Source organism: Corynebacterium sp. sy039 (assembly GCF_007904105.1).
GTDB lineage: Bacteria > Actinomycetota > Actinomycetes > Mycobacteriales > Mycobacteriaceae > Corynebacterium.
On sequence record NZ_CP042325.1, the window covers coordinates 307144 to 325179 of the forward strand.

Annotated in this window: 13 protein-coding genes; 10 read left to right on the plus strand and 3 right to left on the minus strand. The window is 49.2% G+C overall.

From position 1 onward, the window contains the following. Positions 1-31: 31 nt before the first annotated feature. From FQV43_RS01325 to FQV43_RS01335, 3 genes are all read left to right on the plus strand, one after another. The gene (locus FQV43_RS01325; protein ID WP_146338314.1) at positions 32-1936 is read left to right on the plus strand and encodes an FAD/NAD(P)-binding domain-containing protein; all 1905 of its coding nucleotides are present in this window, start codon (positions 32-34) and stop codon (positions 1934-1936) included. A 64-nt stretch (positions 1937-2000) separates the two neighbouring features. Next, a complete protein-coding gene (locus FQV43_RS01330; protein ID WP_146338316.1) occupies positions 2001-2663 on the plus strand; it encodes a hypothetical protein in 663 nt (220 codons plus the stop codon). Between the two features lie 191 nt (positions 2664-2854). Next, positions 2855-5959 (plus strand): hypothetical protein, encoded by a 3105-nt coding sequence (locus FQV43_RS01335; protein ID WP_146338318.1) that lies wholly within the window; start codon positions 2855-2857, stop codon positions 5957-5959. A gap of 173 nt (positions 5960-6132) precedes the next feature. Here FQV43_RS01335 and FQV43_RS01340 read toward each other — a convergent pair whose 3' ends face one another. After that, positions 6133-7077, minus strand: a complete 945-nt coding sequence (locus FQV43_RS01340; protein WP_146338320.1) for a hypothetical protein — start codon at positions 7075-7077, stop codon at positions 6133-6135. 690 nt (positions 7078-7767) lie between these two features. Between FQV43_RS01340 and FQV43_RS01345 the strand changes: the two genes are divergently transcribed. The 6 genes from FQV43_RS01345 to FQV43_RS01370 all read left to right on the plus strand — a co-directional run bounded on the left by FQV43_RS01345 (position 7768) and on the right by FQV43_RS01370 (position 14575). Continuing rightward, complete coding sequence (locus tag FQV43_RS01345) at positions 7768-8589, plus strand: phytoene/squalene synthase family protein (protein WP_146340331.1); 822 nt, start codon at positions 7768-7770, stop codon at positions 8587-8589. Continuing rightward, on the plus strand, positions 8586-10157 hold the full coding sequence (gene crtI / locus FQV43_RS01350) for a phytoene desaturase family protein (RefSeq protein WP_146338322.1): 1572 nt from the start codon (positions 8586-8588) through the stop codon (positions 10155-10157). The genes FQV43_RS01345 and crtI overlap by 4 nt, the downstream gene beginning before the upstream one ends. Before the next feature lie 76 nt (positions 10158-10233). Continuing rightward, on the plus strand, positions 10234-11430 hold the full coding sequence (locus tag FQV43_RS01355) for a glycoside hydrolase family 3 N-terminal domain-containing protein (protein ID WP_146338324.1): 1197 nt from the start codon (positions 10234-10236) through the stop codon (positions 11428-11430). Between the two features lie 46 nt (positions 11431-11476). Next, entirely contained in the window at positions 11477-13189 is a 1713-nt protein-coding gene (locus tag FQV43_RS01360) for a VanW family protein (protein ID WP_370511215.1), read from the plus strand. Between the two features lie 455 nt (positions 13190-13644). Continuing rightward, on the plus strand, positions 13645-14115 hold the full coding sequence (locus FQV43_RS01365) for a Panacea domain-containing protein (RefSeq protein WP_146338326.1): 471 nt from the start codon (positions 13645-13647) through the stop codon (positions 14113-14115). Between the two features lie 13 nt (positions 14116-14128). Continuing rightward, a complete protein-coding gene (locus tag FQV43_RS01370) occupies positions 14129-14575 on the plus strand; it encodes a hypothetical protein (RefSeq protein ID WP_146338328.1) in 447 nt (148 codons plus the stop codon). A 32-nt stretch (positions 14576-14607) separates the two neighbouring features. On the opposite strand, the gene FQV43_RS01375 is transcribed toward FQV43_RS01370, so the two are convergent. Together FQV43_RS01375 and FQV43_RS01380 are read right to left on the minus strand one after the other, a co-directional pair. Continuing rightward, positions 14608-16035, minus strand: coding sequence for an MFS transporter (locus tag FQV43_RS01375; RefSeq protein WP_146338330.1), 1428 nt, complete (start codon positions 16033-16035; stop codon positions 14608-14610). Beyond that, positions 16032-16790: a TetR/AcrR family transcriptional regulator gene (locus tag FQV43_RS01380; RefSeq protein WP_168195013.1), complete on the minus strand. Its 759-nt coding sequence runs from the start codon at positions 16788-16790 to the stop codon at positions 16032-16034. The genes FQV43_RS01375 and FQV43_RS01380 overlap by 4 nt, the downstream gene beginning before the upstream one ends. 85 nt (positions 16791-16875) lie before the next feature. Here FQV43_RS01380 and FQV43_RS01385 point away from each other — a divergent pair, with 85 nt between their 5' ends. Beyond that, positions 16876-17979: an FAD-binding protein gene (locus FQV43_RS01385; protein ID WP_168195014.1), complete on the plus strand. Its 1104-nt coding sequence runs from the start codon at positions 16876-16878 to the stop codon at positions 17977-17979. Positions 17980-18036: the final 57 nt, after the last annotated feature.

Consider the following 18036-nt stretch of genomic DNA (forward strand, 5'->3'; position numbering starts at 1 on the left):
CTATAAATAGACCATGAAGTTTAGGAGTGAAATGAGCGCAACAATAGCCATTGTTGGACTGGGACCTCGAGGAATTTCCGTCATAGAAAGAATTGGCGCCCAACACACCACCACACCACTTCACCTCGCGCTTATCGACGACTCCCCACCCGGTCACGGCGGCAGAATATGGGACACCGACCAAAGCTCCATTCTGTGCATGAACACCCTGGCCGCGGCAGTGACCCTCTTTACTGAACCCGGCGCTAGTGTCCAAGCACCAGTGCGAGTCGGCCCCACCATGTATGAGTGGCTCCAAGTGCTGCGCGGAGAAACCTTGACCCCTGAGGTAGATCCTGATGAGCACAAAGCCCGCCTTATTGCCCAACATCCCATCACCTGGGACATCAGTGCCTATGAACATGAGATTGCCCATACCCGTCCGGAATCCAATCCCTCACGAGCACTCTATGGGCACTATTTGCGTTGGGTATATCAGGTGGTATGCGCCTGGTTGCCAGAGCATATCAGTGTCAGCGAACACCACTCCCGCTGTATAAAAATTAGTGCTGGGCAAGGCGCCGGGCAAGGATATGATGAACTAACTCTCGCAGATGGCACGCGTATTCACGCGCATTCTACTGTGCTTGCCCCCGGTTGGCATACCCCGGCTCTCAACGAAACGGAACAACAGCTAGCGCAGTCAGCTGGGTTATGGATCGCGCCCGGTAGCCCAATCGAACAGCACATTGAGCGTATTCCAGATAACGCACACGTATTGGTGCGCGGATTAGGCATGGGATTTTTTGACCTCATGGCATTGTTGAGCATTGGTCGTGGTGGACGCTTTATACCTGATGATAATGCGCGCAGTGGATTGCGCTATCAAGCCTCCGGGCGAGAACCACAATTAGTAGTAGCTTCCGGTCGCGGCTACCCCTACCTGCCTAAAAGCGATTATGGTGGACTACCACCTAAAGCAGCGCTAACCAGATTGAAAGCAGTGATTGCTCGCCATAAAGACACCACCAGGCAGATTGATTTTGAGCATGAAGTGCTACCAGAAATTATTGCTGACGCTCATGAGGCTTATTACCAAGTGCTCGCCAAGGAAAACCCCGCGGCTTTCTCCGGAACCTTAGCGCAAGTAATAGAAGCTATTGACGCAGAGGATGACACCGCATTACATGGACTTATTCCCAACCCGGCTCATCGCTTCGACCTCGACCGATGGCATCACCCCTTGGCACAGATCCCAGTGCAATCCCCTCAAGAACTCACTGAGCATATCGCCCACGCCATGACCAATGACATCGCCCACGCCCAACTTGGAGCAGCAAGTGCCCTTAAAGCTGGGTTGTGGTCTATAAGTGCCTCACGCAAACCTGCCTCCATTCTCGGCGCCCAAGGACGCTATACCTGGGCGTCGCGTAGCGGAGCATATCGGTCATTCATGGCACTCGGGCAAATGCTCGGTTCCGGACCGCCACTATTTCGCTCCCAGCAACTCCTAGCGCTTATCGACGCAGGTCTGGTCACTTTCCTTGGCGAAAAACCACAGGTAAGCGTGGTAGCAGACGGCTTTGAGATGACAAGCCCTAGCACGCACACCCCAGTGCGAGCAGCAGTTTTGGTCGATGCATGGATGCATAGTCCAGATGTGCGTCGACAAGCAGAGCCAATGATGCTATCCCTAGGGCAGCGGGTGCGACCCTGGCAGGAGAAGAATGAGGGGCACACCATTGCCACTGGTTCGCCTGAGGTAGACGAACAAACACGGTTGCTCATTGGAGAATCAGGCGAGCGTGATCCGCGCGTGCACTTGATTGGTATTCCCACCTATGCGCAATATCCGGACACGACAATCTCGCCTATGCCTGGCACAGATCCATTGTTATTGCAGGAAACTGATAAGGCTGCTCGTAGCGCTGTGGCTTGTGCTCAAGCTGTATTATAAAAAGCCCATGTGCTACGCTGTGGTTTTGGTAAAAGTATGAGCAATTCTTAGAAGTAGGTTAAAGATGATGAAGAAAACTCGTGCCACTCTTGCGGCACTGCTGTGCACAAGCGCATTAATGCTAGGTGCCTGCTCTAACGACAACGACGGTGACACCAAAGCGCAGGAAACCACAACCGTAAAATACGATTCCGCCGACGACAAGAGCCTTGTGCGTGACATGAACGGTCAAGAAGTAGACCGCAGCGACGCAGCCAACGCAAATGTGAGCCCAGAAGACATGAACCAAATCTCTGACGCTGGTGAATCCTTCATCATCGACTCCGTAGGGCTAAACGTACCACTAGGCACCCTGACCTCATACAATGGTGTGATCGAGCCAGTGAATTACACCAGCGCATTCGTGGTTGCAGACTACTCACCAGGCTACCGCAATAGCGAAGACGGTTCTGTGATCGTTGTAGCTCACGCCCTCGACGGCGCAGGCAAAGCACCAGGAAACTACGTGGTTGACCCTAACACCGGTGCGTCACTAGCCAATATCGGTGACCGTATCGTGGTGGGCTCAAAAACCTACGAGATTACCGACCAGCGATCCATCTTAAAAGATGAAATCCCTAACTCTGACCTCGTGTGGGCAGAAGAGCCAGGTGTTATGCACTTTATCACCTGCGTGCCACACCGCAATGAAAATCTTGTCATCACTGCGAAAGAAGTAGTGGAGTAATTCGGCATAACTGTTCGGTTCTAAACCCCCAAGCCATATTTGTGGTTTGGGGGTTTTGCGTTAGAAACGTGAGGCACATTTCCGGGGGTAGTCGTGTGTTTTTGGTATGTTTTTCGGCTGGACATTTTTATGGGGGGGGGGGCTACTCTTTAGGTGTTTTATGTTTTCTTAAGGTTTTCTAAGGAGTGTTCATGGGGAAGAAACACTGGTTGCTGCGCCGGGTAGGTGCAGTGATGATGACTACTGGATTACTATCCAGTGGTATCTGGGGAGGTGCTGGCTCTGGCTTGAGTGCGCCTGTGGTGTGGGCTCAAGAAGAGACAACAGCACCAGCGGCGGATACTGCTAGACCGAAGCAGTTGCCTGGTAAACCTGGTGAGCCTGGTTCAGCTATTAAAAGCCTGACAGTGACAGCTGATCCTGATAACAAAGATAAAGTCGTGTTGAATGTTGACTTCGCGTTCCCTGATGACGCAAAACCAGGGGACTATGTTGATGTCATAGTGGAAACGAAAGGTAGTAAAACTCAGTCTGCTTTTCTTATATTTGATGGTGATGTGCTGCTGAAGGATCGTAAGATAGGGAAGACCATAGCTGTTGTAAGTTCTACAAGTTCTGGTTATCGTGTGACGTTGCAGCCAGAGGCTGAGGGGTTGGTCAACCGTACGGCACAGTTCACACGCACAGAGATAATTCCCACAGTCAAGTGCGATCGTGACCCGGCGTCATTGAAATACACTGCAACAACAATTGATTCGCAGGGTAATGAGCATGTGTGGGATTTGTATACTACGACTGAGAGATGTAAAACGAATACGAATCCTGAGCCTCGTGGCACGGGTACGATCGCGGCTATGCCTATTCCAATGATGGAATGTGGAAGGTATGGTATGGGACTGGAGTATTTTTCTGTTGCCAATGAGAAAGCTACCCAGGGTGCGGGTGTGTATGGTTTGGCGGAGGGTCGTGTGTATGTGACTCCGCCGATTGGTGATGCTGGTGCTGCGAACGAAACCTTCCAAGACATTTATGTGCGTGTGCGTGTGGATGATGCACAAACACCCATGAAAATGACAGAACTCTCCCAGCTTCTAGAAGCTAAACTAAATGGTGATCCTCGGCTGGAGTATGAGCAGATTCAGGGTTTCGCTAATAAGAATGGTGGTTGGGAGCCTGGTGACCTAGACACGAAGTACCCTAAGGGTACTCCTGTTCCTCCACAAGCCTATGTGTATCCACCTGATTTTGATATCGAGGGTGTGAAAGCGAAAGCACAACCAGGAACCAACGGACTAAGCGAGTCCTTTGATTGGAACAGCAAAGCAATCACCCAAAAAGACGCTATTGTTTTAGGAAAATTATTTGCGGAAGTCTATAAGGCGTGGGAGGAGTCCCATAAGCCTGAGGTAATTGGATCCAACACTGATCCTGCTAATGGCACTGTGTACGTGGATTATAAGATCCCTGGGTTGTATAAACCTGTAATCATGAAAAACGCCTGGGGAGAGCCTGTTGCATCATTGCGAACCAATGGCAGGGTTGACTTTGATGAAGATGGTAATGCAGATTCTACTTCTGTAGGGAAAATGCTGAGTAAAAGTGCTTTATATCGGATCCGAACCTTGGGCTTTGATGTGTTTGCACCGTATTCTGGTGCTGCCAACTACAACACTATTCTGACGTATTCCACTGATCCTGAAAGCTATAAGTCTGGTCAAGGACATATCGAAAATAGTGCGCATTATGGTTCCTGTGGCGAAGCAGATGTTGCATCGTTTGCTGCGCAGGAGGGTATCGCTGCTGGTGATCCGTTGCCATCAAAGCCTGATACCACACCAACATCATCGTCTGCGGCACCAACCTCGTCGTCTAGTTCTTCTGTGCCATCGACTACCTCGTCTTCTACGTCGAAGTCTGCTCCGAGTACAACTTCAATAGAACCCTCATCGACGACCTCGGCCAAGACAACAACGTCTGCTGTTGTGTCAACAACATCGCGGGAACCTAGCACATCGGTGGTACCTGCTCCTGTGACTTCTTCTGCGGCACCTTCTCCGACAAACTCTGCAGAGAATCCATCATCAACCACGCCTGTTGACTCAACAACACCGGAGGAAACCACGACTTCTGAGAAGCCTGTGGAGTCTGAGCCGTCGTCGACATTGTCTACGCCTGTGGAATCTACTACTGCTGACAAGCCTGAGGAATCAACACCTGTGGAGCCCACCCCGGTGGTTCCTGATGTTCCTGAGGAGTCTGTGGAGCCACAGCGTCCACAGCGTCTTGAGCCTGGTATTGCGGTGGTGAAGAAGATTAATGGTCGCATTGCTCGTGAGGGTGAAGGTGTGGAGACCCAGGCGGGTACGGATATGGCTATTACCTTTGAGGTGACAAATACCGGTAACACTACGCTTAAGGATGTGGTTGTTGGGGATGATGTGATTACTGACAGTGATGCAATTGTGTGTGATGATGCTGATCGTGTGTTGGCTGCTGGTGAGGTTATGACGTGTTCTGCATCGTATCCTGCTCCTGAGGCTGGTGGTAAGCATATTAACACTGTGACGGTGACTGGTGTTCCTGTTGATGAGGATGGTCATGAGCTTGAGTCTGGTGAGGTGATGGCTAAGGATGTTGCTAAAGCGCATACTCCGCCTGAGGTTCATGATGATTCTGAGGGTGTGGTGAAGACTCCTGGTATTTCTGTGACGAAGTTGGTCAATGGCGAGGATGCTGATGTTGCTCCTGGTGTGATGGTTGCTTCTGGTTCTGGGATGGAGTTTGTGTTTGATGTTGCTAATACTGGTGATGTTGCGTTGACTGGTATTGAGCTTGGTGATGATGTGATTGCTTCTGAGGATATTGTGTGTGCGGATAAGCCAGAGATTCTTGCTCCTGGTGAGCATTTTGTGTGTAGGGCTTCGTTGGTAGCTCCGGAGTCTGGTGGTCATGTCAATATCGCTACTGTGGAGGCAATCCCTGTGTATGCGGATGGTGAGTTTGGTTCGGATGCTCTTGTGCGGGATTGTGATGTGGCGCACGCGAAGGTAGTTCCTAGTGAGTCGGAGTCGCGGTCTGAGGAGTTAGTGGATGTAGATGAGCCTGAGGTGGATGAGTCTGTGCAGCATGATGGTGGTGTGTCGTCTGAACCGGAGGGGTCACAAGAGCATGGGGCTAGTGTGATTGTTCAGCAGGTTGTTCAGCATGGTGGTTTTGTGGATAAGAAAGCTGCAAGCACGACTGTCAAGAAGTCTGGTGTGCGAGTGACGACGGGTGGTCATTTGCGTGCTGCTTAGATAGTCCGAGTCACATACGTAGTTGGATACGAGACTATGTGTGTGACTGTGGCTGCTAGAAGCAGGAGTGCTACAAGGGATTACTTAGAGTAGCTGTTCTTGCTGCTTAGCCCAGAGTGCAGAAGTGGGGTGGTGTAACAAAGCACCACCCCACTTTTCATATTCAATGCCATTTATAATTTCTTAGCCACAACGTCGAAAAGCTGAACAAGTGCACTACCGATAAGCACTAATCCAATGCCCAAAAAGATGTTTAGCGAAAATATCCCCAATAAAAAAGACAAACTGCTCGGTAAGCACAGCCCAATGCTGGTTTGGAGCAAACTGTCTGTGGCTTCATACATTCTCGTTGTTTCTTGGTGTCGTATTCTGTAGCTGTATTCCCATTGCACGCTCATGACCACCACATTGCAAAAGGTGAGAGCTATGATTGCACTTGCAGATAACAAGAGAGAGATTGCTGTGTCGGTACGCAATGAGTAATAGAGTGCGCCGAAGGCTATTCCTGCACCCAAGAGGCAATACGTGACTGCTTTTCTTCCTTTATGCAGCGCGAGATTCCGCACTGTTTTATTGCGATGTAGAATCCCCGCGAATATGGTCATTGTGCCCAAAAGTATGGGGTAGAGCTTGTCACCTGTGATTGAGAACTTTGCAGCGATCAGTGGCAACAGAAAAGTGAAACTGCCGCACAGTGACGATATGAGGAATAAACAGATTGTGATGAAAATATAGCCAGTTGATACCTTATTTCTTGTTTCTGTCAAGCTCTTTGGATTATCAATTGCAGAGCCATCTTTGCCGACGGGGGCTCGGGCGCTCATACCTTGAGGACTAATACCTCTGCTGTCAATAGCAGGGAGCCTGGCGATTAGTGCGGCGCAGATGAGTCTGGCTGCTATCGCTGAACATAGTGCCCATAGTTGGACGTAACCAGCACAGAAAGAAATAATCAGTACCGCAAGAATTGAAGCTGCCCCAGTCGCAGCATAGGACAACAATCTTAGGGTACCTCTGTACTTAGCGACCTCACCCTGAGTTTCTTTTTCTCCCAAGAAGAAAATATATTCTGAACGTGCAGGCAGATAGAGCGAATTGAAGAGGAAAGAAATAAGCAAAGGCTAATTGCTGCACAATTGCCTGGAAAAACAATGATTGGGCTTAGAGATACGGTAAAACCTGTGTGGGCAATGAGCATGAGGGCTTTGGAGCTAAAGCGAGCTGTTCTCGGGACAAGCACTCTGTTGCCTGTTAGTAGTCCCAATGGTCCTGCTAACAAAATAATGGACACCGCATTGAGCGAGAAATTCCGCTCTGTAATCAAGGAGAAGCTGAAAAGAAACGGCATGAGGCTTCCTCCCAGACTCCCAAGAAAAGTGGCAGTGGATAATACCCTCTTGATTCTCTCTGGCATCAGTTCAATGGGTGTGGGCACCTGTCACCTCCTTGTGTCATTAGAGTACAAGCGTATATCGCAATACCAAGATCTGCTCACCCCTTTTTGCGTTATACCGCTATACACCACCGCTATGCACCATTGTTATCCATCAACCGCTGCGCATTGGACAAGTAACAGGCAGGTATCAGTTAAGTATCAGACAAATGCTATCTTCGCCGCTAAGATAAAAGCGAGAAAGTGAGGTAGGCACACGCTCGTGAACAGCACGAACAGCACCAATAATACGAATCACGCGAATACTGTGGACAATGAGCACAGGGTTGTGCACGCAACTGCGCACACGGCACAGTGCAATAATGAGCATAATGCGCATTACACTGCCATTGCCCATGCGCTGAGTAAAAAAGTGATGCGGGCATATTCCACCAGCTTTTCTTTGGCAAGTATGCTCTTTAGCCCACGGGTTCGCAGTGATATCACGCACCTTTATGCTGTGGTGCGTATTGCAGATGAGATCGTCGACGGTGCTGCCGAGGGCAATATCGAACAGCAATTATCTGCTTATGAGCACAGTATTCTTCATGCACCTCAGCAGCCTTTTCATCCCGATCCAATCATTCACGCTTATGCGGATACTGCGCGTAGGTGCCAGTTTCCTGCGGAATATCTCCGTGCCTTTTTTACTTCTATGCGTAGCGACCTCACGCACACGAGTTACACTCAGCAAGAATATGAGCACTATATTTATGGTTCCGCTGAGGTAATCGGATTATTATGCTTGCGCATTTTCCTTGCCGAGCAGCCAGGGGAACACCCACACCGTACTGAACTTGAAGCAGGCGCTCGACGCCTCGGCGCAGCTTTTCAGAAAATCAATTTTCTCCGCGATATCCGCGAAGATATTTATGAGCGTGGTCGCCATTATTTCCCTGATACTAATACCACCCAAGGTGGGAGTATGCTCAGCGAGGCGTCGAAGGCGAAAATTATTGCAGAGATTCAGGCTGATTTAGCAGCTGCACAGCCTATGATTGCTCTTCTGCCTTATTCCTCCCGCTTCGGGGTACAAGCCAGTGCGGATCTTTTTAGCGAGCTTGCGCAATTGCTCGCGGATACTACTGTGGCGCAGTTGCGCACAACACGCGTGCGGCTAGGTTCAGTGCGTAAAGTGCTCATCATTGCTCGGTCGGTGGTGGGTACAGCAATGCGTCGGGGAAGCAGGCAGGCATGACGAAGGCACGTCAGGAGCATCAGAAACATCAGGCAAGGGCAGTCGTCATTGGTGCAGGATACGCAGGGCTTGCTAGTGCTATTTTGCTGGCACAAGATGGTTATGCGGTGCGGGTCGTCGAGAAGCTGGCGCAGCCTGGTGGGCGAGCAGAAAGTATCAGTGAGCAAGGGTTTCGGTGGGATACCGGGCCATCGTGGTATCTCATGCCCGAGGCCTATGAGCATTTTTTCCGACTGTGCGGCACTGATATTGCCAACGAATGTGAGCTTGTGGAATTATCCCCAGCGTATCGAGTGTTTTCCGGGACTGAGCGCAGCTGTGATGTCCATGCTGGGGTGGATAATGTTGCCGAGCTTTTCGAGAATATAGAACCTGGTGCTGGGGCAAAAATACGCGCTTATTTGGCTCAGGCAACTCAGGTATATCAGCTTGCGCTCGAGACTTTCCTCTACACCACTTTCAGCAGCATAGCGCCACTATTGCGTCTCAAAATCCTTAGCAGGGTGCATTGGTTGGTAGCGGGGATCAGTCGCAGTATCGAGCACAAAACAAACCGCATTGTCGCCCACCCGCTGCTTCGGCAAATCCTGCAATATCCAGCAGTATTTCTTTCCTCGCAGCCAGCCCAGACACCTGCACTATATGCTTTGATGAGCCATACCGATCTGGTGGAAGGACCTCGCTATCCTCAAGGCGGATTCGCTGCTATTAGTGCGGCACTGTGGCGGATTGCCCAAGAAAACGGCGTGGAGTTTTCTTTTAATACCGAGGTTACTGCCATCGAAACCGTGCACAAACAGGTGCGTGGTGTTCGTAGCATTCGTGGTGAGCTTTTCGACGCCGATCTAGTGGTACACGCCGGTGATATTCGGCACTGCGAACTAGAACTGTTGCAACCTGAGCAGCGCAGCTATCCGGAACGCTATTGGCAACGCGCACACCCTGGGGTTTCTGCGGTGATCATTATGCTTGGGGTGCGTGGTGAGTTACCCCAACTTGTGCACCATAATTTATTATTTTCCCCTGATTGGGAACCTGATTTCCACGCAATTTACACTGGGGCACATCCTGAGCGTCCAGATCGCATCTCAGAATCATTGTATGTGTGTAAACCTTCCCACACTGATCCAACGGTAGCGCCAGCAGGACATGAAAATCTCTTCATCCTCGTGCCTGCACCAGCCGAGGAATGTTATGGACACGGCAGTGCTTTTGGTGGGCAAGAATCTGAGTGGGTATCTCATGTTGTGCGTAACACTATTGCGCGTTTGGCGCATTGGGCGAATATCCCAGATCTTGCCCAGCGCATTGTGGTGCAAAAAACTATTGGTCCAGCTGATTATGCTCAGCGCTATCATTCTTGGTCGGCTGGCGCGATTGGGCGGGCGCATACTCCAAGGCAGTCGGCATTTTTAAGAGGGAAGAATGTGTCTGCAAAAGTGGACGGGCTGTACTATGCGGGGGCGTCGACGGTGCCTGGAGTAGGGGTGCCGTTGTGTTTGATTTCGGCAGAAAACGTGCTCAAACGTATTCATGGTGACAGCTCATCTCGTCCTTTTTCATACTGAAAAATTCATGGCACAATGGTAAGGCGAGAACGCGATAGTAGAACGAGCAAAAGAATACAAGAATACAAAAAAGGGGATGACTCATACTGTGTTACCAGCACAATTGGGTAGTAGACATAGTGCGTTACGCAGTACATTGCTGAGTGTAACTGTTGTATTGTGTGCACCTTTCTTGTTGAGTTCTTGTAGTTCAGATTCAGCAGAGTCGCCTCGGCATACTTCTACTTCCACTTCTTCTGTAGCTCCTGCGTATTCTTTGCCCTCAGAAGCTAAGCCAGTCGACGAAACTCCTGCGCAGTTGCGTCAGCGTGTCGCTCGATTGATGATGGTAGGAGTTCGCGGTTTCGACGACGCACTGTGGGCACTAGAGCAGGGGGTCGGTGGCATATTCATCTCCTCGAATACTGACCCAACTTTGCTTACCCAACCCGGTCGGGATATTGCTGCACTACGTGAAAAAATACACCGCCCATTTGATGTGAGTATTGATTTTGAGGGAGGCAGAGTGCTTCGGCACGGGCAGATCCTCGGTTATTATCAAGCACCTCAAGTAATGGCGGAAACAATGTCGCCTGAGCAAGTACGCGGACTTGCCTATGACATGGGAAAATCCCTTGCATCACATGGTATTACCGTCAATTTTGCCCCAGTGGTTGATTTAGATGGTGCCGGACTAGACATTATCGGTGACCGCGCCTTTTCCGATGATGATCCAGCAGTAGCAGTGAAATACGCTACTGCCTTTGCCACGGGCATGAAGGACGCTGGTGTTATGCCTGTGTTTAAGCATTTTCCCGGGCATGGTCGGGCAAGCGGGGATACGCATACTGGTGCAGTGCAGAGTCCACCATTGGTGCAGTTAGAAGAATTGGATCTGTTGCCTTATGGCAAAGTTCTTGCTGATTCTGATTGCGGTGTGATGATCGGGCATATGATTGTTCCAGAGCTGAGTGATAATGCGCCAGCGTCGCAGAGTGCTGCTGTGTATGAGTTATTGCGTTCTGGGCGTTATCCAGGTGGTGTGCCGTTCGACGGAATTATCTATACTGATGACCTCTCTGGGATGAAAGCGATCACCAATTATTATCCGATTGAACAAGCTGTTCTTGGTGCGCTACAAGCAGGGGCGAACCAAGCATTGTGGATTAGCACCCAAGGTTTAGACTCCGCTATTGAGCAAGTGGCGGCGGCTATTGAATCACAGCGCTATCCACGCACAATGTTTGAGAAGCAATTTGCGCAGGTTGAGCGACATTTAGCGAAAAATTCCTAATTCTTTAGTTGTGAACTCATGGGGAAAATCAACTAGATTTATAAAGGTGACTAGCTCGGATACAGAAACAAATACTCAAGGCAAGAAGAAAAAGCGTTCTGCTTTGCGCTTTGTGCTCGGTGCTGCCCTTGGGTTAGTAGTCATTTGTGGTGGTGCCTATACTGCTGATTGTCTGATAAATAAAGACAAAGTACCTCGCGGGGTGACCGTCGGTGGCGTGGAAATTGGTGGTATGGAGCATGCGGCTGCCGTCGAAAAGCTACAGCAAGAACTTGGTGATGTCACCCAAAAACCGGTGATTATTCATGCGGGCGAGCTAGAAAGCAATCTTATTCCTGCCGAGTCGGGGCTGAACATTGATTGGGATGCCACCGTTGATGGTGCGGGTAAGCAATCAATGAACCCATTGACACGCTTGGGTAGTTTCTTCCACACGCACGAGATCGAAACCGCCTCAAGTGTGGATGAAGCCCAGCTAGAGTCGGTAGTGTCCCGGATTAGTGAGGAACTTTCCCCGGCACCTGTCGACGCTGGCATAAACCTCAATGGTGGAAAAGTTAATGTTGACCCGCAACCACACAATGGTCAGATTGTGGAAGGCGAGGTACTCAAGGAGGCAATTGCCGCTAATTGGCTCAACCCTGAGGGGGTGACTGTCGAGGCTGCTGTTACCGAGCCTGAGATTGGTCAGGAAGCAGTAGATAAAGTGCTTGCTGGTGATGCCACTGCTGCGGTAGCGGGAGATATTGTGGTGCATGGGCAAGATGGTATCGATGGCATTATTCCTACTTCTCGTATGGGTGAGGTCGTCAGTTTTAAGCCTGAGGGGCATACATTCCTAACTGAGATCAATGCGGCTGCTGCACAAAATATCTTGAAAGAAAACCTTGAGCAAACAGAAGTTGCCAAGAAAAATGCGCGGATTGCCTTTGATGGGGATAGTCGTACCATTACTCCGCATACTGACGGAATTAGCATCGACTGGGAAAAAACCATGGATGGTTTTGCTGGGCGGGTAGTTGGTTCCGCAGAGCGCACTTTCGACGCAGTGTATGTGCCTCAACCAGCTACTTTCACTACAGAAATGGCAAAGACCGCTACTTTCGACGACGTGATTGGCGAGTTTACCACCAGCGGATACTCCCAAGCCTCGGGTGTGAATATCGCAACTGTGGCACAAACAGTCAATGATGCAGTAGTAGCACCAGGTGATATTTTCTCTCTTAACAATTACACCGGCGCTAGAGGTAGTGCCCAAGGCTATGTGGAGTCTGGAATTATTCTCAATGGCCGTGCCGATACTGCCGTCGGTGGTGGTATTTCACAATTTGCTACTACCTTGTATAACGCGGCGTATTTCGCTGGTATGGAAGATGTGGCGCATACACCACATTCTTATTACATTTCCCGTTATCCAGCTGGTCGAGAGGCAACTGTATTTGAAGGCGCAATTGATTTGCAATTCAGAAATACCTCGCCTTTCCCAGTGCGCATTGTGACCTCTGTAGGTGGAGGCAGTGTCACCGTAAAGCTCATGGGGGTAAAGACCGTAGAAGTAGAGTCGATCAATGGTGGGCGCTGGGCTTATACCGATCCACAGACAATGAATGTATCTGATGAAAAATGCTCACCTTCCTCAGGGGCACAAGGGTTTACCACCTCAGATACTCGCATTATTCGCGATTTGGGTGGTCAGGAATTATCCCGAGAAACCCAAACCACCGTGTACGATCCACAGCCGATTGTGCGTTGTTCTTAGTGGGGTCTTGCTGGGGTTCTTAGCGAGGCTGGGGCTTAACGCAACAGATAAGGGTGCAGATTAGCACCCTTTTTGTTTTTGTTGCACAGTTACTATTCATTTTGTAAAAAAGTTGTGGAAAACCCTCTGATAAGAGCAGATATCCACAGAAAATAATAATTTCGCTATAAGTCCTATGCCTTGCTAGTCGAAAAACATACAATGCATATATCACTTGGTTTATGAAGTATATGAGTCATTTTTAGGGACTTATGAACCTATAAACATACTTTTGTATCCTACCCCACCAACGATAGAGAGGAATTATGTGGAGCTAATGGGGAAAATGAAACTCCAAAAAGAAAGACTTGCTAACAATACAAAGCACATGACAGTCATTGACAGAAGACGGCACAGCGATATACTGAACGCAATATCGACAGAAGCGATACATACCACGATGGGAGATGGCACCAATGACATACAGCCCAACAATGATCGCAAATAACATACTCAGCCGTACCTTCGCCGAGAAAAACTACATCACCCCAATGAAGCTACAAAAAATCCTGTACTTTGTAGCCAGTGAATACCAAAAAATGACAGGTAAACCACTGCTTGAAGAACCATTCTCGACCTGGGCATACGGACCAGTTCTTTATTCCGTCTACAATGAGTTTCGCAGTTTCAGTAGAAAAGACATTAAACGCTATGCACGCGACGCAGAAGGCAACACTCTGGTCATCAGCGAAGACGAAGACATACGTCTGAAAATGGCAATCGACTTAGTGTGGAACAAAACAAAGAATAAAACAGCAGTTCAGCTATCCGAGATTACTCATATAGAAGATTCCGCATGGGATAAGGCATACCAACAAGATTTTCCTACTCTTCAACCAGAGGACATTCTTTCAGATAAGACATACCGTGAAGCTTTATCTTTTTAAGGTCATGTAGATAATGGTGGAAAAGCAACACGGCAGGAAAGTCCCCCAAGCAATCACTGATGAGGATGACATCCCTCCAGGAAATCCTGATGTATCTTTTGAGAACACCCCCTCTTCTGTGTATCTAGAAGATACAAAAGATAAACAATCATCTAAACCCGCTCATTCACATAACGCGAATCAATCTGAACCACTAGTAAGACCTAAGAGCTTCACTGAATACCTTGACTACTCCAAGCTTCAATTCGGACAGAAACTCATTGCCTGGTGTATCTTCCTCATATGCTTACTAAGTGTCATCAGTCATTTCTGGAACTCTGGGGAAATCAGTGCGGCTATTGAACTACTGAAACTCGTAACAACAACCGCCTTAGGGTTCGTGTTCGCTAAAACTCAAGACCAACCGAAAGAAAATTCCCCACGCCAAGAAAACGTGGGAGAAAAACTAAGTATCGGTTAGTTTGTGGGATTGCTGTAGCGGCACGTGCTCTGCTAAGCACTGCTTTTACGCAACAATGCCGCAGCAGCAATACCAATCAGAAATACTGCCGCAGATAAATAGATAGATTCACCAAAAGCACGCGCTGAGTTATGCACAATAATTGCCATATCAGGTGCTATGTCCGGTGGCGTGCCCTGAGGTGTGTCAGCCACATGGGCAAGCCTATTTTGCATGAGAGCACCAGTGGCGGCTGACCCTATAACGGCACCTAGCTGTCGGAAGGTGTTATATACTCCAGAGCCAATGCCCGCATCTTCCTGTGGCACATTGCGTAGCGCTACTGCCGAGGTAGGAGCCCACACAAAGGCATTACCAATCCCCAGTACTACGAGCACCCCGATGAGCAATACCAGTGAAGTATCAATATCTAGTAGGGCACCAAGCGCAAAGGATCCAAGAGACATTGCGCTGTATCCGATAAGCGTGATCAGAGCTGGGTGGTGTGCGTCGATTAGCTTTCCGACGACCGGCGCTAGAATTGCCGCAGCAAGAGCCATAGGGAGTAACAGCAATCCTGATTCTATGGGTGACCAGTGGCGTATGGATTGGGCGTAGAGCATAAAGGGGACGGCAAATCCGGTAATACCAAAGCCCATGGTGGTGATGGCAATGGCGGTTTTGCCAAAGTTTTTATATCTGAACAGACGTAGAGGCAGTAGTGGGTGAGAAACTTTGGTTTCCGCGTAGATGAATAGACCAAGGATTGCAATACCACTAGCAATGATTAGGGCAGTGGTGCTGTCCCAATCTCGAACTTCACCTTCCTGTAGACCGTAAACGGTCAGCCCTAATCCGAGGATAGATAGTAGGGAACCTGGTATGTCCATAGCTTGAGATGAGTGTGTGGGGTCGGGGGTCAATGCGGGAACCCATCTGGCTGTGAGAATAACGGCAATAATACCGACGGGAACATTAACCAGGAAAATCCAGTGCCAGGAGGTCCACTCTAGAATGGCACCACCTGCTAAAGGGCCAATCAAAGAACCGACACCGGCGACGGCGCCCCAGATTCCCATCGCTTTTCCGCGTTGGTGAGCTGGGAATACGTGTGCGATGATGGTCATGGATTGGGGGAGGATCAATGCCGCGCCTAGTCCTTGGATTGCTCGGGCAAGAATGAGTTGTAGGGGAGTATGGGAAAGGGCGCAGAGTAGTGACCCTAGGGTGAATATGCTGACTCCGCTGATAAAGAGTTTTCTTAGCCCTAGATATGAGCCGAGTCTGCCGGAGAGTAGCAGTGGCGCGCAGAAGGTGAGTAGGTATGCGCTGGTGAACCAGATTGTTTGGTTGTAGTCGGCGTCGAGGGCGGTTTTTATATCGGGAGTGGCAACGGCAACGATGGTTTGATCCACCATGACGAGGAAAAATCCTATGCAGAGTGCGCTGAGTATTCGCCAGGGGTTGTAGTTTTTAGTCATGGCTGGGTCCTTTCAAGTCCTTCCAATTGTTGGTGGAGTTCTGTGGTGAGTTGGTTAATCTGGATATGTGTGGTGTCCCAGCCTAATCCGTGGAGGACTTGGACTATGGTGTGGGCGGTTTGTTGATTGGTTATGCCTTCATGCCACGGTGAGGTGGTGATGTTGTTACTGAATAATCCGAGGCCAGTCAGCATTGCGCGCATGGCGTTGATGGAATCTGCGATATGCTTTTCGTCGCTTCCGCTAGTTGTATGAGCGAGTTGAAAAACAAGGTGCGCTAATTCCGCTTCGGTATCTGATAGGCGTTGTTTGATGTCTGGGCTGCATGCGGATAGATTTTCTTCTGCGCGGCCGATAAGGCTGAGGTTGAATAGGGTGGGGTTGTGCTGTATGTACCACAAATATGCAAGACAGAAAATGACGAGGACTGATACCGGGTCTTTATGTTCCCAGGCTGGGAGTATGTGACGGTACATTGTTAGTTGTTTTTCTATGCTGCGGATTGTGCAAGCTGCGAGGACATCTTCGCGTGAGGACCATATTTTATAGATGGTTGCGCGTGAGTATTCTGCATTTTTGGCTATCTCCCCAGGGGATACTTTATGTAATCCTTCTGTTTTGGCGATAGTGAGTGCTATGTCAAGCAGCAGTTCTTCCCGTTGGGATTGTTCTCTTTGACGACGGTTGCTATAGCGATCATCCATGATGACTCTTTTCTTGGTGGTTGTGTTCTTCCATGCCTCAATTATAGACACCTGTCTATTCTGTAGACAAGTGTCTATTTTTCTGTGTAGGGTTAGTCCAGGGATCTATTCAGAAACGAAGAAAGAAGGTAAGAATATGCACCTATACAACCCAGCAAATAATTACCACAAAGCACAGGTGATAAGCCCCTGCACCAAGAAAGAATTGCAACAAGCACTCAAGAAATACAAGAAGATACCAGTGTGCAATACCGGACATGGGTTCCACCCTGACGCAGCTCATGCACCTCATGTGCTTGATCTATCTCACCTGCGCTCTCACACGTGGCAGGAAAACTTAGTAAAAGTATCAGCAGCAACGAGATGGAAAGATATAGCCAGCAGCATACCCGCAGGCAGACGCTGTGTGACAGGTTCTTTTAGTGGTGTTGGTATCTGCGGCTTTCTCTCAGATGCAGGTATTGGTCCTGATGTGCGTTTGGTTGGGCCTGCTACAAACTATGTGCAAGAACTAGAACTTGTTGATCGTACAGGGCAGTGTCTGTCCTGCTCACCTACACATAACGTGGAGCTATGGGAACAAGCATTAACAACAAAAGCTACGCACACAGTCATTGCCCAGGCAGTAATAGCAACCATTCCTGATGAAACCTTTATTGCCATCAAGTGCCCAGTACACACCCCTGACCTCGTTCAATGGATCATGCGCTGGGCACAACTATGCCCACAGTTTCCCGAGATCGGTTCCAGCATACAAATCATGTTTATGCAGAAAGAAAGTACAGTGGCGTTGCGGATTGTGGCTAGAAAACAATCACGGGTTCGCGTCGTAGAGTTTTTAACAACTTTGGGAGTTCATGCTGAGATAACTACTTTAGCCGGTAGCGAATTAGCGCAATTACATCAAGAACCTGAGCACTCACCAGCTAGTTTTATGGATGGTCTGGGCATTACCAACACCGTTAATGAAGAGCAATTAGGCGCTGCTGTAGCTCAACTGTGTCATATAGGAGAGCGCAGTCCTTTCTTTGGTTTTGAGTTGCGTCATTGTGAACTTGACCCAGCCCTACTGGACACTTCGTTACCGTCGCAAGTGTGGGCAGGGATAAAGTTTGTGCTCCAACATGGTAGCCTGGCACATATAGCTCACGACGTTAACCATGAGATTACTGAACTGCTAGGCAAAGCAAACACCAGGCTATTGCCCAATTTTTCACGGTTGTATGCCACTGCGTGTTAATCTTGGTGGAAAATGGGTCTTACCGAAATAACCACGAAAGGTAAGGGGAAAGCAATG